The organism is Streptomyces sp. NPDC055254, assembly GCF_053606025.1.
This window is the reverse complement of the sequence record NZ_JBSGQV010000019.1, coordinates 46,256-62,201: the sequence shown is the minus strand read 5'-3', so window position 1 is coordinate 62,201 and position 15,946 is coordinate 46,256. Positions and strand designations below refer to the sequence as shown.

General features: G+C 70.3%; 15 protein-coding genes. 9 read left to right on the top strand and 6 right to left on the bottom strand.

Translation table 11 applies throughout. The annotated features are described in order from the left end of the window. Positions 1-4 precede the first annotated feature (4 nt). The 6 genes from leuA (at position 5) to ACWFQ8_RS19580 (ending at position 7,127) form a co-directional block, all read left to right on the top strand. Complete coding sequence (gene leuA / locus ACWFQ8_RS19605) at positions 5-1,774, top strand: 2-isopropylmalate synthase (RefSeq protein ID WP_453787507.1); 1,770 nt, start codon at positions 5-7, stop codon at positions 1,772-1,774. 320 nt (positions 1,775-2,094) lie between these two features. Continuing rightward, entirely contained in the window at positions 2,095-2,790 is a 696-nt protein-coding gene (locus tag ACWFQ8_RS19600) for a TerB family tellurite resistance protein (protein WP_453787506.1), read from the top strand. A gap of 574 nt (positions 2,791-3,364) precedes the next feature. After that, positions 3,365-4,873: a nucleobase:cation symporter-2 family protein gene (locus ACWFQ8_RS19595; protein WP_453787505.1), complete on the top strand. Its 1,509-nt coding sequence runs from the start codon at positions 3,365-3,367 to the stop codon at positions 4,871-4,873. 127 nt (positions 4,874-5,000) lie between these two features. Continuing rightward, positions 5,001-5,747 (top strand): DNA repair protein RecO, encoded by a 747-nt coding sequence (gene recO, locus ACWFQ8_RS19590; RefSeq protein WP_453787504.1) that lies wholly within the window; start codon positions 5,001-5,003, stop codon positions 5,745-5,747. Between the two features lie 11 nt (positions 5,748-5,758). Next, entirely contained in the window at positions 5,759-6,580 is an 822-nt protein-coding gene (locus ACWFQ8_RS19585) for an isoprenyl transferase (protein ID WP_030162777.1), read from the top strand. A 22-nt stretch (positions 6,581-6,602) separates the two neighbouring features. Further along, the gene (locus ACWFQ8_RS19580) at positions 6,603-7,127 is read left to right on the top strand and encodes a hypothetical protein (protein WP_453787503.1); all 525 of its coding nucleotides are present in this window, start codon (positions 6,603-6,605) and stop codon (positions 7,125-7,127) included. A 37-nt stretch (positions 7,128-7,164) separates the two neighbouring features. On the opposite strand, the gene ACWFQ8_RS19575 is transcribed toward ACWFQ8_RS19580, so the two are convergent. Genes ACWFQ8_RS19575 through ACWFQ8_RS19560 form a run of 4 tightly spaced genes read right to left on the bottom strand, consistent with a single transcriptional unit; the run spans position 7,165 to position 10,333 of the window. Continuing rightward, on the bottom strand, positions 7,165-7,593 hold the full coding sequence (locus ACWFQ8_RS19575) for a Fur family transcriptional regulator (RefSeq protein ID WP_453787502.1): 429 nt from the start codon (positions 7,591-7,593) through the stop codon (positions 7,165-7,167). Between the two features lie 51 nt (positions 7,594-7,644). Continuing rightward, the gene (locus tag ACWFQ8_RS19570; protein ID WP_453787501.1) at positions 7,645-8,508 is read right to left on the bottom strand and encodes a metal ABC transporter permease; all 864 of its coding nucleotides are present in this window, start codon (positions 8,506-8,508) and stop codon (positions 7,645-7,647) included. After that, positions 8,508-9,299, bottom strand: coding sequence for a metal ABC transporter ATP-binding protein (locus ACWFQ8_RS19565; protein WP_453787500.1), 792 nt, complete (start codon positions 9,297-9,299; stop codon positions 8,508-8,510). The genes ACWFQ8_RS19570 and ACWFQ8_RS19565 overlap by 1 nt, the downstream gene beginning before the upstream one ends. A gap of 29 nt (positions 9,300-9,328) precedes the next feature. Next, a complete protein-coding gene (locus ACWFQ8_RS19560) occupies positions 9,329-10,333 on the bottom strand; it encodes a metal ABC transporter substrate-binding protein (RefSeq protein WP_453787499.1) in 1,005 nt (334 codons plus the stop codon). Positions 10,334-10,488: 155 nt separating this feature from the next. Here ACWFQ8_RS19560 and ACWFQ8_RS19555 point away from each other — a divergent pair, with 155 nt between their 5' ends. Then, positions 10,489-11,871 carry a glycine--tRNA ligase gene (locus ACWFQ8_RS19555; RefSeq protein WP_453787498.1) on the top strand — a complete coding sequence of 461 codons (1,383 nt, stop codon included), beginning with the start codon at positions 10,489-10,491 and terminating at the stop codon, positions 11,869-11,871. A 141-nt stretch (positions 11,872-12,012) separates the two neighbouring features. Here the strand turns inward: ACWFQ8_RS19555 and ACWFQ8_RS19550 are convergent, their stop codons facing one another. Beyond that, a complete protein-coding gene (locus ACWFQ8_RS19550) occupies positions 12,013-12,357 on the bottom strand; it encodes a DoxX family protein (RefSeq protein WP_453787497.1) in 345 nt (114 codons plus the stop codon). A 91-nt stretch (positions 12,358-12,448) separates the two neighbouring features. On the opposite strand from ACWFQ8_RS19550, the gene ACWFQ8_RS19545 reads away from it, so the two are divergent. Further along, positions 12,449-12,904: a MarR family winged helix-turn-helix transcriptional regulator gene (locus tag ACWFQ8_RS19545; protein ID WP_453787496.1), complete on the top strand. Its 456-nt coding sequence runs from the start codon at positions 12,449-12,451 to the stop codon at positions 12,902-12,904. Positions 12,905-13,042: 138 nt separating this feature from the next. Here the strand turns inward: ACWFQ8_RS19545 and ACWFQ8_RS19540 are convergent, their stop codons facing one another. Next, entirely contained in the window at positions 13,043-14,491 is a 1,449-nt protein-coding gene (locus tag ACWFQ8_RS19540; RefSeq protein ID WP_453787495.1) for an MFS transporter, read from the bottom strand. Positions 14,492-14,525: 34 nt separating this feature from the next. Between ACWFQ8_RS19540 and dusB the strand changes: the two genes are divergently transcribed. Next, the gene (gene dusB / locus ACWFQ8_RS19535) at positions 14,526-15,686 is read left to right on the top strand and encodes a tRNA dihydrouridine synthase DusB (RefSeq protein WP_453787557.1); all 1,161 of its coding nucleotides are present in this window, start codon (positions 14,526-14,528) and stop codon (positions 15,684-15,686) included. The last annotated feature ends 260 nt before the right edge of the window (positions 15,687-15,946 follow it).

Sequence of the window (15,946 nt, the reverse complement as noted above, 5' to 3'; positions counted from 1 at the left end):
CGCCATGAGCCAGCAGCCTTTTGTCGGTCGCCCCACGCCCATCACCAACGCGACCCACACCCAGAAGCCCTCCGGCATGCCGATCCACAAGTACGGCTTCTACGAGCAGGTCGAGATCCCGGACCGCACCTGGCCGAACGCCCGCGTCACCAAGGCTCCCCGCTGGCTGTCCACCGACCTGCGCGACGGCAACCAGTCGCTGATCGACCCGATGACCCCCGCCCGCAAGCGCGAGATGTTCGACCTGCTGGTGCGCATGGGCTACAAGGAGATCGAGGTCGGCTTCCCCTCCTCCGGCGAGACCGACTTCGCCTTCGTGCGCTCCATCATCGAAGAGGGCGCGATCCCGGACGACGTCACCATCTCCGTACTGACCCAGGCCCGCGAGGACCTGATCGAGCGGACCGTGGAGTCCCTGGTGGGCGCCAAGCGCGCCACCGTGCACCTGTACAACGCGACCGCCCCGACCTTCCGCAGGGTCGTCTTCCGCGGCTCCAAGCAGCAGATCAAGCAGATCGCCGTCGACGGCACCCGCCTGGTCATGGAGTACGCCGGGAAGCTGCTGGGCCCCGAGACCACCTTCGGCTACCAGTACAGCCCCGAGATCTTCACCGACACCGAGCTGGACTTCGCCCTGGAGGTCTGCGAGGCCGTCTGCGACGTGTGGCAGCCGGCCGAGGGCCGCGAGATCATCCTGAACCTGCCCGCCACCGTGGAGCGTTCGACGCCGTCCACGCACGCGGACCGCTTCGAGTGGATGGCCCGCAACCTGACCCGCCGCGAGCACATCTGCATCTCCGTCCACCCGCACAACGACCGCGGAACCGCCGTCGCCGCGGCCGAGCTGGCCCTGATGGCCGGCGCCGACCGCATCGAGGGCTGCCTGTTCGGGCAGGGCGAGCGCACCGGCAACGTCGACCTGATCACCCTGGGCATGAACCTGTTCTCCCAGGGCATCGACCCGCAGATCGACTTCTCGCAGATCGACGAGATCCGCCGCACGAGCGAGTACTGCAACCAGATGGAGGTCCACCCGCGCCACCCCTACGCGGGCGACCTGGTCTACACCGCCTTCTCCGGCTCTCACCAGGACGCCATCAAGAAGGGCTTCGACGCCATGGAGGCCGCCGCGGCCGCCGCCGGCCCGGGCGTCACCGTCGATGATCTCGAGTGGGCCGTGCCCTACCTGCCCATCGACCCGAAGGACGTCGGCCGTTCCTACGAGGCCGTCATCCGCGTCAACTCGCAGTCGGGCAAGGGCGGCATCGCGTACGTCCTGAAGAACGACCACAAGCTGGACCTGCCGCGCCGCATGCAGATCGAGTTCTCCCGGATCATCCAGGCCAAGACCGACGCCGAGGGCGGCGAGGTCACGCCGAAGGCGATCTGGGACGTCTTCTCGGACGAGTACCTGCCCAACCCGGCCAACCCCTGGGGCCGCGTCCAGCTGCGCTCCGGCTCCACGGCCACCGACAAGGACGGCACGGACACGCTGACCGTCGAGGCGGTCGTGGACGGCGTGGAGACCGTGCTGAACGGCACCGGCAACGGTCCGATCTCGGCCTTCTTCGACGCCCTGGCCGGCATCGGCATCGACGCCCGACTGCTGGACTACACCGAGCACACCATGAGCGAGGGCGCCTCCGCCGTGGCCGCCTCGTACATCGAGTGCGCCATCGACGGCCGGGTCCTGTGGGGCATCGGCATCGACGCCAACACCACCCGCGCCTCGCTCAAGGCGGTCATCTCCGCCGTCAACCGCGCGGGCCGCTGACCGCGGCCGACCACTGACCGCGGGCGCCCCGCCCCTCCCGACGGAGGGGCGGGGCGCCCGCGTCGCCGGGCCGGCCGTCGTCACCCGGCCCCGCCCTCGGGGCCGGTCTGCCGTACACCCGAAAGAGGGACCGCCGCGACCGGGCGGGACCTCTCGCTCATGGGGCCGTTCCCGCGGAGAACGGCCGGAACCGGGGGCGCAGACCGGCCAAGTCCGGTCCCCGGCGCAGGTTGTCCTGCCGCATAGCTGACGCACGCTCACCGATGTGGCTAACATCACGCCCACCCGGCGGTGCTGCCGGAAGGCGACGGAGGTGCGACGTGCTGCCAGTTCGGGGTGGGGACGGCCGGAAGCTGACGGTCTGGGGCACCCGTACCACCTGGAGCACCGTGGGCGACGGGGAGTTCTTCTGCCCCGCCTGCGGTGGTGACCGCAACTACCGCCGGCGCACCGGTCGCCGCCGTTTCACCGTCCTCGGCGTGCCGCTGCTGCCGCGCGGGCAGGCCGGACCCGTCATCGAGTGCCAAGGCTGCCGCGAGCGCTTCGACACGGACGCCTTGGACCACCTCACCACCACCCGCTTCACGGCGCTGCTGCGCGACGCGGTGCACACCGTGACCCTGGCCGTGCTCGCCGCGGGCGGTACGGCCTCGCGCAGCGCCCTGGAGGCCGCCGTGTGGTCCGTACGGACGGCCGGCTTCCAGGACTGCACGGAGGAGCAGCTGGAGTCCCTCGTGGAGGCGCTGTCCGCCGACGAGGGCCGGCTGGGGCTGTACGACGTCCCGGAGTGCTGCGGGGCCGCCCTGTCGATCGAGCTCCACGAGGCCCTTGAGCCGCTGGCGCCGCACCTGGCCGGACCGGGCCGCGAGTCGATCCTGCTCCAGGGCGCGCGGGTGGCCCTCGCGGACGGCCCGTACATCCCGGCCGAGCGCGAGGTGCTCGCCACCGTGGGCGCGGCCCTGCGGATCGACGCGGAGGAGGTGGCCCGGCTGCTGTCGGCGGTCCGGGCCCCGTAGCGCGGGTCGGGGCGGTGCACGGTCGGTCCCCTCCTACGACCACCGCCCGCCCGTCCCCGAAACCGGCCGGAATGGCTCCGTACGACGTAACGATCCGGCCTCGCACGTCCGAGATCCGGCGTTCCGCAGACCCTGTGAGGGTGCGGAACCGGCAGTTCCGAGTGCTGACCATCCACCCTTTGGACGGGTGGAGTGGAGGCTCCGGATGTGCGGTGCGCCGCTAGGTGAAGCGGGTTTCCGCAGGTCGTCGCCCCTGCCGTGCGCGGTTGCGCACCTCCGGAGCCGTCGTCGCGGGTTCGCGGACATACGCCTGCGATCCGGTCCGCGCCACTGGAGAAACCTACAGATCGGGTCTCTCTGAGCGTCAACAATTTGTGGAAGTCGACGATATCTGTGAGGCCTCCCACGGGCGTTCAATTCCGGTCACACGGCGAGACGCCGCCGGTAACACGGCGAGGCTTCGATCCACGTGTACGTACGGACGACCCCGGCGGACCAACGGGTTAGCGACCCACTCCGGCCAGGGCTCACAGATCTCTCCCACTCACCTACCTCATTGAAGGGCAAGGCAGAGATGGCACGTGTCGCCGCCCGGCTTTCCTCCAGCGGAGAGCAGAGCACGCACCCGGTCGACGAGGTGCTCCCCCTCCCCAAGCTCGCGCTGTACGGCTTCCAGCACGTACTCGCGTTCTACGCCGGCGCGGTGATCGTCCCGATCATCGTCGGCAACGCGCTGAAGCTGAGCCCCGAACAGCTCGTCTACCTGATCAACGCGGACCTCTTCACCTGCGGTATCGCCTCGATCATCCAGGCCTGGGGCATCGGCCGGATCGGCGCGCGACTGCCCCTGATCCAGGGCGTGACCTTCACCGCCGTCTCCCCGATGATCGCCATCGGGCTCGGCGCCGGAGGCGGCACCGCCGCACTCCTGGTCATCTACGGCGCGGTCATCACGGCCGGCATCGCGACCTTCGCCTTCGCCTGGCTCCCCGCCAAGGCGTTCCGGACGGTCATGCGGCTGTTCCCGCCGGTCGTCACGGGCACCGTGATCACCGTTCTGGGCATCGTGCTGATACCGGTCGGCCTCAACGACGCGGCCGGTGGCCTCGGCAGCCCTGATTTCGGCGACCCGAAGCACTTCGCCTACGCCGGCGGCACGATGCTCTTCATCCTCGTCCTGATGAAGCTGGGCAAGCCGTTCCTCTCCAGCATCTCCATCCTGCTGGGCCTGGTCGGCGGCACCCTGGTCGCCTTCCTCCTCGGGGACGCGAAGTTCGGCGACGTCGGTGACTCCGACTGGATCGGCGTCACCACCCCCTTCCACTTCGGCATGCCGCAGTTCGAGTGGTTCCCGATCGTCCTCATGCTCATCGTCATGCTGATCACCATGGTCGAGACGACCGGTGACACCTACGCCGTCGGCGACATCGTCGGCAAGGAGGTCGACAGCGAGACCGTGGCCCGCGCCCTGCGTGCCGACGGCGCCGCGACCGCGCTGGGCGGTGTCCTCAACTCCTTCCCGTACGTGGCCTTCGCGGAGAACGTCGGCCTGGTGCGGATGACGAAGGTGAAGAGCCGGTTCGTGGTGGTCGCCGCCGGTGTCTTCATGATCGTCCTGGGGCTGCTGCCCAAGGCCGCCGCGATCGTCGCCGCCGTCCCGCACGGTGTCCTCGGCGGCGCCGCGACCGTCATGTTCGGCATGGTCGCCCTGGCCGGTATCCAGACCCTGGCCAAGGTCGACCTCAAGGAGGAGAAGAACGCCCTGATCGTGGGCGTCTCCCTCGCCTTCGCCCTGCTCCCCGCGACGGTCCCGGTCTTCTTCACCGAGCACATGGACGCGGACCTGTCCTCGCTCCTGAACAGCGGTGTCACCCTGGGCGCCACGGCCGCCATCGTCCTCAACCTGATCTTCAACGGGCTGTCCAAGGAGGAGCCGGCGGTCCCGACGGTCGAACTGCCCGCCCAGGTGGCGGCCCCGGCGGACGGCCCGGACGAGGCCCCCGCGGCTGCCGCGGCCGCGGGCGGGGGCGCCCCCGCCCCGAGCGGCACGGCGGACGGCGCGCAGCAGACCCCCGCCCCCTGATCCCTCCTCCCCCGAGGGGCGACGCCCGCCGCCCGGACCCCCGTCCGGACGGCGGGCCGGCGCCGTCCGGGCCCTCCGCGCCCGGGGCCGTCCCCGAGCCGGCCTCCGCACAGGCGACAATGGGCCCATGAGTCTGTTCCGCGACGACGGCATCGTGCTGCGCACCCAGAAGCTGGGTGAGGCGGACCGCATCATCACGCTGCTGACCCGGGGCCACGGCCGCGTCCGCGCGGTCGCCCGAGGGGTGCGGCGCACGAAGTCCAAGTTCGGCGCCCGGCTGGAACCTTTCTCCCACGCCGACGTGCAGTTCTTCGCCCGGGGCAGCGAGCTGATCGGCCGCAGCCTCCCGCTCTGCACCCAGACCGAGATCATCGCCCCGTACGGCAACGGCATCGTCACCGACTACGCCCGCTACACCGCCGGCACCGCCATGCTGGAGACCGCCGAGCGGTTCACGGAGAACGAGGGCGAGCCCTCCGTGCAGCAGTACCTGCTGCTCGTGGGAGCCCTGCGCACCCTCTCGCGAGGCGAACACGAACCGCACCTGATCCTCGACGCGTTCCTGCTGCGCTCCCTCGCCGTCAACGGCTACGCGCCCAGTTTCGAGGACTGCGCGAAGTGCGGGATCCACGGCCCCAACCGCCACTTCTCCGTCGCCGCGGGCGGGGTCATATGCGGGGACTGCCGGGTGCCCGGCAGCGTCGTACCCTCGTCGGAGGCCATCGCCCTGCTCAGCGCACTGCTGACGGGCGACTGGGGGCACGCCGACGCGTGCGAGGCGCGTCACGTGCGGGAGGGCAGCGGGCTGGTCTCCGCCTATTTGCACTGGCATCTGGAGCGCGGGCTACGCTCCCTGCGATACGTCGAGAAATAGGAGCTGGGCACATGGCACGACGCGGGATTCTGGGACGCTCTCGCCGGGAGTACAAGGTTCCCGAGCCGCACCCGTCCGGTGAGCGCCCGCCGAAGATCCCCGGCGAGCTCGTCCCGAACCACGTCGCGGTCGTCATGGACGGCAACGGCCGCTGGGCCAAGGAGCGCGGTCTGCCGCGCACCGAGGGCCACAAGGTCGGCGAGGGCGTCGTGCTGGACGTGCTCAAGGGCTGCCTGGAGATGGGTGTCAAGAACCTCTCCCTGTACGCCTTCTCGACGGAGAACTGGAAGCGCTCGCCCGACGAGGTCCGCTTCCTGATGAACTTCAACCGTGACGTCATCCGGCGCCGCCGCGACGAGATGAACGAGCTGGGCATCCGCATCCGCTGGGTCGGCCGCATGCCGAAGATGTGGAAGTCCGTCGTCCAGGAGCTCCAGGTCGCCCAGGAGCAGACCGTCGACAACGACGCCATGACCCTGTACTTCTGCGTCAACTACGGCGGCCGCGCGGAGATCGCGGACGCGGCGCAGGCGATCGCCCGGGACGTGGCCGCGGGCCGGCTCGACCCGTCGAAGGTGAACGAGAAGACCTTCGCGAAGTACATGTACTACCCGGACATGCCGGACGTGGACCTGTTCCTGCGCCCGAGCGGTGAGCAGCGCACGTCCAACTACCTGCTCTGGCAGAGCGCGTACGCGGAGATGGTCTTCCAAGACGTGCTGTGGCCGGACTTCGACCGGCGCAACCTCTGGGCGGCCTGCCTGGAGTACGCCCAGCGCGACCGCCGCTTCGGCGGCGCCGTCCCGAACCAGGCGGAGGGCTCCGCGGGCTGACAGGCCGCTAGGCTCCACCGCCATGGACATGATGGACCGGGCGGTGGAGCTGCACTACGGCGCGGCCCGCCGCGACGTACGGGAGGTGCTGCGGTGGCGCGCGCTCGGGTCGCCCGCCGGGCGCACGCAGGCGCTGCTGTGGCTGGTGCTGGTTCCCCTGGTGCCGCTCGTGTTGATCGTGGTCCAGCACGGCCGGGGGACGGACCCGGCCGGCCTGGCCTTCGCGGGCGCGGTCGGGGCGGCGCTGGGCGCCCTCTGCCTCTTCCTGGACCTGCGCCGACTCGCACGCCGGATGTACCGCCGGGCGGCACGGCGCCCGGAGTACCGCTGCGTCCTCACCGAGCGGGGCGTCTGCGACCACCGGCCCGACGGCACGGTGATCGCGTACGGATGGGACAAGTACCGGGGCTGGACGGAGACCCGGAACCTGTTCGTCCTCGTCTTCGCCAACGGGGACCTGGGCTGGCTCCCGAAAAAGGCGGCAGCGGCCCCCGGGGACATCGACCGGATCCGTGCGGTCCTCGACCGGAACCTGCCCAGGATCTAGCCGGCAGCAGCCTCTGGCCGGCGGCGGCCTCCGGCTTCTAGCCGGCTGCGGCGCAGTCCGCGCAGGTGCCGAAGATCTCCACCGTGTGGGCGACGTTCACGTAGCCGTGCTCGGCGGCGATGGACTCCGCCCACTTCTCCACGGCCGGGCCCTCCACCTCGACGGCCTTGCCGCACTTGCGGCAGACCAGGTGGTGATGGTGGTCGCCGGTGGAGCAGCGGCGGTAGACGGATTCGCCGTCGCTGGTCCGCAGGACATCGACCTCGCCGGCGTCGGCGAGCGACTGGAGGGTGCGGTAGACGGTGGTCAGGCCCACGGAATCGCCACGGTGCTTGAGCATGTCGTGGAGGTCCTGGGCGCTGCGGAACTCGTCCACCTCGTCCAGCGCCGCCGCCACGGCGGCCCGCTGCCGGGTGGATCGTCCTCGTACTGGCGCGGTATTCATCTCGCCAGGCGCAGTCGCCACCGGTTCCTCCTCGTATCGGCCTCGGCCCATTGTGCCAGGAGACCGCTCCGGCTAGACCTTCACGTCGTCGCCGGTGCAGACCTCCTCGTTGGCACGGGCTGCCTTCGCCCGGCGCCGGGAGAGCGGTGCGGACAGGGCCGTCATCACGACGAAGACGCCGATCGCCAGCAGCACGATCATGGCGCCGGACGGCGCATCGACGTAGTACGTGGTGGCGGTGCCGGTCAGCGAGACGGCGAGGCTGATCGCGATGGCCAGGCCCAGGGTCGCGGCGAAGCCGCGGGTGAGCCGCTGGGCGGCCGCGACGGGGATCACCATCATGGCGCTGACGAGCAGCAGGCCCACGATGCGCATCGCCACGGTGACGGTGACGGCGGCGGTGACGGCGATCAGCAGGTTCAGTGCGCGCACCGGCAGGCCGGTGACCCGGGCGAACTCCTCGTCCTGGCAGACGGCGAAGAGCTGGCGGCGCAGGCCGATGGTGACGGCGAGGACGAAGGCGGCGAGGATGGCCATCGCGGTGACGTCCTCGGACGCGACCGTGGTGATCGAGCCGAACATCGAGCCGAGCAGGTTGGCGGTGGAGCCGCCGCCCACGTTGATGATCATCACGCCGCCGGCCAGACCGCCGTAGAACAACATGGCGAGGGCGACGTCACCGCTGGTCCGGCCGCGGGAGCGGATCAGCTCCATGCCGACCGCCCCGATGACCGCCACCAGCGTGGCCATCCACACGGGGCTGGTCTGGAGCACGAAGCCGAGGGCCACACCGGTCATGGCCACATGGCCGAGGCCGTCGCCCATGACCGCCTGGCGGCGCTGGACGAGGTACGTGCCGATCGCGGGCGCGGTGATGCCCACCAGTGCGGCGGCGATCAGCGCGCGCACCATGAAGGGGTAGTCGAGGAGGCCCATCAGCTCAGCAGTCCCGTCCGCAGGGGTTCGGCGTCGTGCGCCGCGTGGGGGTGTACGTGGTCGTGGCCGGGCAGGGCGTGCTGGCCCACGGCCTCCGGGGGCGGCCCGTCGTGCGTGACGCAGCCGTCGCGCAGGACCACGGCCCGGTCGATGAGCGGCTCCAGCGGGCCCAGCTCGTGCAGGACGAGCAGGACGGTCGTGCCGGCCTCCACCTGGCGGCGCAGGGCGTTGGCCAGGACCTCCTGGTTGGCCAGGTCCACGCCGGCCATCGGCTCGTCCATGATCAGCAGCTCCGGCTCGACGGCGAGCGCCCGGGCTATGAGGACGCGCTGGTGCTGGCCACCGGAGAGCGCGTTGACCGAGGCGTCGGCGTAGGAGTCCATGTCGACCAGGGCCAGGGCCCGCTCGACGGCGGCCTTGTCGGCCTTGCGCAGGACGCCGAAGCGGGTGCGGGCCAGCCGGCCGGCCGAGACGACCTCGCGGACGGTGGCCGGGACGCCGCTGGCGGCGGTGGTGCGCTGGGGGACGTACCCGATGCGCGACCAGTCGCGGAAGCGCTTGAAGTCGGTTCCGAAGAGGGAGATCGCGCCGCTGGACAGCGGGACCTGGCCGACGACGGCCCGAACCGCGGTGGACTTGCCGGAGCCGTTGGCTCCGAGCAGCGCGACGACCTCACCGCGGCGGACGGTGAGGTCGACCCCGCGCAGCACGGGGCGCGAGCCGAGCGAGGCCGTGGCCGCGCGCAGGGATATGACGGGCTGGTCATCCGCCTGTCGGGGCGTGGACTGCATGGCTCGCGCCTCCGTTGCTGCTGGTGTCATTACTTGGCTCCGAGCGCCTTCTGGAGGTTCTTCAGGTTGGACCGCATGACCTCGAAGTAGTCAGCGCCCTGGGACGTGTCGGTGATTCCCTCAAGCGGGTCGAGGACGTCGGTCTTCAGGCCGGTGTCCTGCGCGAGGGTCTTGGCCGTCTTGTCGCTGGCCAGCGTCTCGAAGAACACCGTGGAGACGTTGTCCTTCTTCGCGATGGCCTGGAGCTCCTTCATCCGCGCCGGGCTCGGCTCGGACTCGGGGTCGACGCCGGAGATGCCCTCCTGGTCGAGGCCGTAGCGCTCGGCGAGGTAGCCGAAGGCGGAGTGGGTGGTGATGAAGGTCTTGGAGGCCGTGTTCCCCAGGCCGTTCTTGAACTCGGTGTCCAGCGCGGTCAGCTTGGTGACGAGGTCGGCGGTGTTCTTCTTGTAGTCGGCCGCGTGGTCCGGGTCGGCCTTCTCCAGGGCGGCGCCGACGCCCTTGGCGATCTCCGCGTACTTGGCGGGGTCGAGCCAGACGTGCGGGTCCTCGCCCGCCGCGCCCTGCTCGTGGCCGTCGCCCTCGGTGTGGGCGCCGTCCTGGGCGTGCTCGTCGCCGTCGGTGTGCGCGTGGCCCTCTTCGCCGTGACCGGGGGCGCCGTGGACTTCGAGCCGGGTCAAGGTGGCGGCGTCGACGACGTTCTTCACGCCGGACTGGGTCACGGCCTTGTCGACGGCGGGCTGCAGGCTCTTGAGGTAGAGGACGACATCCGCCTCGGAGAGCTGCGCGGTCTGCTTGGGGGTGATCTCCAGGTCGTGCGGTTCGACACCCGGCTTGGTCAGGGTCTCCACCTTCACGTGGTCCTGGCCGATCTGCTCGGCGAGGAACTGCAGCGGATAGAACGACGCCGTCACGTCGAGCTTGCCGTCCGTGCCGCTCGCGGCACCGGCGTCCGCGGAGCAGGCGGTGAGGGCCGTGGCGCCGAGGGCGACGGCTCCGGCGAGGGCGGCGGTGGGTATGAGGCGTCGTACGTTCATGACATCCATTTTCATCAAAAATGGAAACGATTGTCAAAAACCCAGGTGAGCGGGCCCGGCGGAGGGCCTGGAGGGGGGATCCGATTTGAAAGGGGGGGTGCGGGCGCCGGTAACCTGAGGCATTCGCCGTTCGTCCTCGTAATGAAGAGAGCACCGTGGCCGCCGACAAGATCGACACCATCGTCAGCCTGAGCAAGCGCCGTGGCTTCGTTTTCCCGTGCAGTGAGATCTACGGCGGCTCCAAGGCCGCCTGGGATTACGGCCCGCTGGGTGTCGAGCTCAAGGAGAACATCAAGCGCCAGTGGTGGAAGGCGATGGTCACCGGCCGTGAGGACATCGTCGGTATCGACTCGTCCGTGATCCTGGCGCCCGAGGTCTGGGTGGCCTCCGGCCACGTCGCTACCTTCTCGGACCCGCTGACCGAGTGCACCTCCTGTCACAAGCGCCACCGCGCCGACCACCTTGAAGAGGCGTACGAGGCCAAGCACGGCCGCCTGCCCGCGAACGGCCTCGCCGACGTCAACTGCCCCAACTGCGGCGTGAAGGGCCAGTTCACCGAGCCCAAGCAGTTCTCCGGCATGCTGGAGACGCACCTCGGCCCGACCCAGGACACCGGCTCCAAGGCGTTCCTGCGCCCCGAGACCGCCCAGGGCATCTTCACCAACTTCGCCCAGGTGCAGACCACTTCGCGCAAGAAGCCCCCCTTCGGCATCGCGCAGATGGGCAAGTCCTTCCGCAACGAGATCACTCCGGGCAACTTCATCTTCCGCACGCGCGAGTTCGAGCAGATGGAGATGGAGTTCTTCGTCAAGCCGGGCGAGGACGAGCAGTGGCAGGAGTACTGGATGGCCGAGCGGTGGAACTGGTACCGCGACCTGGGCATCCGCGAGGAGAACATCCGCTGGTACGAGCACCCGGCGGAGAAGCTGTCCCACTACTCGAAGCGCACCGCCGACATCGAGTACCGCTTCAACTTCGGTGGCAACGAGTTCTCCGAGCTCGAAGGCGTGGCCAACCGCACCGACTTCGACCTCAAGGCCCACTCCGCCGCCTCCGGCCAGGACCTCACCTACTTCGACCAGGAGGCCGGTGAGCGCTACACCCCGTACGTCATCGAGCCGGCGGCCGGTGTCAACCGCGCCATGCTCGCCTTCATGCTCGACGCGTACAACGAGGACGAGGCCCCCAACGCCAAGGGCGTCATGGAGAAGCGCACCGTGATGCGCCTCGACCCGCGCCTCGCCCCGATCAAGGTCGCCGTCCTGCCGCTGTCCCGCAACCCGCAGCTGTCGCCGAAGGCCAAGGGCCTCGCCGCCGACCTGCGCAAGAACTGGAACATCGAGTTCGACGACGCCGGCGCCATCGGCCGCCGCTACCGCCGCCAGGACGAGATCGGTACGCCGTTCTGCGTCACCGTCGACTTCGACACCCTGGACGACAACGCCGTGACCGTGCGCGAGCGCGACACGATGAAGCAGGAGCGCGTCTCCCTGGACCAGATCCAGAGCTACCTCGGCAGCCGCCTGCTCGGCTGCTAGGTCCGTCGCGGCGGAGAGAAACCGGGTGGCCCGGTGCGCACGGCGCACCGGGCCACCGCTCCGTCCGGGCGGGGCCGGGTCGGGCCCGCAGGCCCCGGACGACCAGGGCGGTGACCGCCTCGAACTGTCCCGCGGGGAGGGCTATGCCAGGGCGCGCAGGGCGACGGCCGCCGCGGCGAGCAGGGCCAGGACGGCCGCCGGGGCCAGCTCGTAGTCCTTGACCCGCAGGTGGCTGATGACGGCGCCGACGAAGTAGAGGGTCACGCCGATCGCGGCCGCCACGCCGAGCGGCGCGATCCACAGGCCCGCTATCAGCCCGACCGCGCCCACCGCCTTGACCGCGGCCAGTCGTGGCAGCCAGGAGTCCGGCACCTCGACCTTGCGCATGCTCGCGACGATCTGGTCGTTGCGCTGGAGCGTGAAGGTGGCGGAGGCGGTGAGGGTGAGAGCGAGCAGGCCGCCGACGACGGCGTAGGCGATGAACATGGAGAGCTCCAACGGTCGATGAGCTCCAATCATTGAACACTGTCAATCATCTGTCCATCCCCATCGTTTCTCGGTTGTTACGATGGGGAACATGACGGCAGCTCAGGACGGACCGCACCCCCCGCAACGGCTCGGACTGCTGCTCGCCTGGCACGGCTCGGTCACCCAGGTCCGGATGAAGAAGGCCCTCACCGCGGCCGGACTCACCCCGCGGCACGCGATGACGCTGATGCATCTGGCGGACGGTCCCATCAGCCAGCGCGCCCTCGCCGACCGGCTGGAGGTGGACCCGAGCGTGCTCGTCGGGATCCTGAACGACCTGGAGGGCGACGGTCTGGCCGAGCGTCGCCGGGATCCGGCCGACCGGCGACGCCACAACGTGGCCATCACCGAGGCCGGCTCCACAGCCCTGGGTCGGACGAACACGGCGCTCGACGAGGTGGAGCTGGGGCTGTTCGCCGGCTTCTCGGAATCCGACCGGGACGCGCTGCGCGACCTGCTCGCGAGGATCGACGTGCACGCGGACGACTTCGACTGCCAGGAGTAGCGGCAGCGCCGCCCGGACCCGGGCGCGCCGCCTGAACTGGGGCGCGCCGTCCGGACTCGGGCATGGGCGGGCGCCGACCGGGCGAAGGCGGCGTCAGGCGCGCCGCCCGCCCTCAGGCGTCAGGATCACCGTCCGGGCTCACGCGTCCGCCGGCGTGCGGGCTGACCCCGCGGGGTCGAGGGTCCGGGCCGTGCGGGCCGCCGTCTCCCGGGCCCAGGCCCCGCTCGACGCCAGGCCCACCACCAGCACCAGCGCCCCGCAGAGGGTGATGATCCACCAGGCCGGCCGGGCCGCCGTCTCGAAGTCGGAGCCCCCCGCCAGCCCCGCCGCCAGCACCGCGCCGACGATCGCGATGCCCAGCATGCTGCCGGTCTGCCGGCTCGTGGAGGCGATGGCGGCCGCGACGCCCGCCTGGGAGCGAGGCATCCCCGACACCGCCGTGTTCGTGACCGGCGCGTTCACCATGCCGAAGCCCAGTCCGAACAGCACGTACCCGGTGAACAGCAGCGGCATGGACGTCTCGGCGGCGAAGACGGCGAACAGCAGCCCGCTCGCGGCCATCGCGACACCCGCGATCAGCAGCGGGAGCCGGGGCCCCCGGGTCCCCACCATCCGCCCCGACACCGGAGCGAACGCGAACGTCAGCGCCGCCATCGGCAGCATGTACAGACCGGCGTCCAGGGCGCTGAGCCCCTTCACGTCCTGGAGGTACAGGGTGTTCAGGAAGAGGAAGCCGGCCATGGCGGCGAAGGCGCTGACCGCGATCACGGTCGCGCCGCTGAACGGAGCGCTGCGGAAGAACCGCAGGTCGATCAGCGGCTCCTCCCGCCGAGGCTCGTAGATCAGCAGGCCCGCGAGCGAGCCGACGGCCACGACGGCGCAGGCCGCGATCAGCGGCGAGCGCCATCCGGCGGCCGGCGCCTCGATGATCCCGTACGTCAGGCTGCCCAGCAGCGCCATCACCAGCAGCTGGCCGACCGGATCGAACCGGCGCGGCCGCGCCGCCCGGGACTCCGGGATGTGGCGCAGGGTCAGTGCGAGGGCGAGCAGGCCGAAGGGCAGGTTGACCCAGAAGATGGAGCGCCAGCCCACCGAGTCCACGAGCACCCCGCCGATCAGCGGACCCGCGGCCATGGCGATGCCCGCGACCGCGCCCCACGCGCCGATGGCCCGGGCCCGCTCGGCGGGATCGGTGAAGGTGTTGGTGATGATCGACATCGCCACCGGGTTCAGCATCGCGCCGCCGACGGCCTGCACCATCCGGAAGACGACGAGCCAGCCCAGGCTCGGAGCCAGCGAGCACAGCACGGAGCCGGCGGTGAAGAGCACCAGGCCCGCGACGAACACCTTGCGGCGGCCGATCCGGTCGGCCGTGGAGCCCGCGAGCATCAGCAGCGAGGCCAGCACCAGGGTGTAGGCGTCGATGGTCCACTGCAGCCCGGCGACGGACGCGTCCAGATCCCGGCGCATCGAGGGGAGCGCCACGTTGAGCACGGTGTTGTCGAGGCTGACGATCAGCAGACTCATGCAGCAGACCGCCAGGACGATGACGCGCTGCCGGCGGCCCGGCTGACTCGGCTCGATCATGCGGCCGATGGTACGTCTGCCGCACCGGCCCGGCATGCGGGACAATGGGCGGATGACCACGCTCCCGCCGCCTCTCGCGATCGGCCCGCACACCGTGCAGCCGCCGGTGGTGCTCGCGCCCATGGCCGGCATCACCAATGCCCCGTTCCGTACCCTCTGCCGCGAGTTCTCGGGCGGCAAGGGGCTGTTCGTGAGCGAGATGATCACGACGCGCGCCCTGGTCGAGCGCAACGAGAAGACCATGCAGCTGATCCACTTCGACGAGACCGAGAAGCCCCGCTCGATCCAGCTGTACGGGGTCGACCCCGCGACGGTCGGGAAGGCGGTCCGCATGATCGTCGAAGAGGACCGCGCCGACCACATCGACCTGAACTTCGGCTGCCCGGTCCCCAAGGTGACCCGCAAGGGCGGTGGCTCGGCCCTCCCGTACAAGCGGAACCTGCTGCGCGCGATCCTGCGCGAGGCCGTCGCGGGCGCCGGCGACCTGCCGGTGACCATGAAGATGCGCAAGGGCATCAACGACGAGCACCTCACCTACCTCGACGCGGGCCGCATCGCCGTCGAGGAGGGGGTCACCGCCATCGCCCTGCACGGCCGCACCACCGCCCAGCACTACGGGGGCACCGCCGACTGGGACGCCATCGCGCGGCTCAAGGAGCACGTGCCGGAGATCCCGGTGCTCGGCAACGGCGACATTTGGTGCGCCGAGGACGCGCTGCGCATGGTCCGCGAGACGGGCTGCGACGGCGTGGTCGTAGGGCGCGGCTGCCTGGGGCGGCCGTGGCTGTTCAATGACCTGGTGGCGGCCTTCGAAGGGCGCCCGGAGGACTTCCACGAGCCGACGCTGCGCGAGGTGGCCGCGACCATGCACCGGCACGCGAAGCTGCTGGGGGAGTGGATCGGCGACGAGGCCCGCGGGGTGATCGACTTCCGTAAGCACGTGGCCTGGTACTTGAAGGGCTTCTCGGTGGGTTCCGAGATGCGCAAGAAGCTCGCGGTGACCTCGTCCCTGGCCGAGCTGGACGCTCATCTGAGCGAGCTGGACCTGGACCAGGCGTGGCCCGACAGTGCGGACGGTCCGCGCGGGCGGACGTCCGGAAACAACCGGGTTGTCCTGCCGGACGGCTGGCTGAACGATCCGTACGACTGTGCGGGCGTGAGCGAGGAAGCCGAACTGGACACGTCCGGAGGCTGAGCACGGCTGGCAAAGCGTGCCATTGGTGGCGTGACATACGCCACGCATGGGAGGCCTTGCGCTCACATGAGCGCGAAAGTCACGGGTATGACTTCCAAAGGGTGGCACTGGGTGCCACTCTTTGTGTGTTCAATTCTTGAACACAAAGGGATCGATGATCGCTCATCCGAGCAGGATCGAGCCTTGATGAGCACTACTCCCTTCGGGATGTGAAGACTCTTCGTATGTTCGGGCTACCGATGAGTTACTTTCGATCTCCT

Coding starts and splice junctions, on each gene's coding strand:
- ACWFQ8_RS19565 (WP_453787500.1), bottom strand. CDS start 9,299: ATGCAGTCCACGCCCCGACAGGCGGATGACCAGCCCGTCATATCCCTG.
- ACWFQ8_RS19580 (WP_453787503.1), top strand. CDS start 6,603: ATGGACATGATGGACCGGGCGGTGGAGCTGCACTACGGCGCGGCCCGC.
- dusB (WP_453787557.1), top strand. CDS start 14,526: ATGCGGGACAATGGGCGGATGACCACGCTCCCGCCGCCTCTCGCGATC.
- ACWFQ8_RS19585 (WP_030162777.1), top strand. CDS start 5,759: ATGGCACGACGCGGGATTCTGGGACGCTCTCGCCGGGAGTACAAGGTT.
- ACWFQ8_RS19550 (WP_453787497.1), bottom strand. CDS start 12,357: ATGTTCATCGCCTACGCCGTCGTCGGCGGCCTGCTCGCTCTCACCCTC.
- ACWFQ8_RS19595 (WP_453787505.1), top strand. CDS start 3,365: ATGGCACGTGTCGCCGCCCGGCTTTCCTCCAGCGGAGAGCAGAGCACG.
- ACWFQ8_RS19545 (WP_453787496.1), top strand. CDS start 12,449: ATGACGGCAGCTCAGGACGGACCGCACCCCCCGCAACGGCTCGGACTG.
- ACWFQ8_RS19570 (WP_453787501.1), bottom strand. CDS start 8,508: ATGGGCCTCCTCGACTACCCCTTCATGGTGCGCGCGCTGATCGCCGCC.
- recO (WP_453787504.1), top strand. CDS start 5,001: ATGAGTCTGTTCCGCGACGACGGCATCGTGCTGCGCACCCAGAAGCTG.
- ACWFQ8_RS19560 (WP_453787499.1), bottom strand. CDS start 10,333: ATGAACGTACGACGCCTCATACCCACCGCCGCCCTCGCCGGAGCCGTC.
- leuA (WP_453787507.1), top strand. CDS start 5: ATGAGCCAGCAGCCTTTTGTCGGTCGCCCCACGCCCATCACCAACGCG.
- ACWFQ8_RS19540 (WP_453787495.1), bottom strand. CDS start 14,491: ATGATCGAGCCGAGTCAGCCGGGCCGCCGGCAGCGCGTCATCGTCCTG.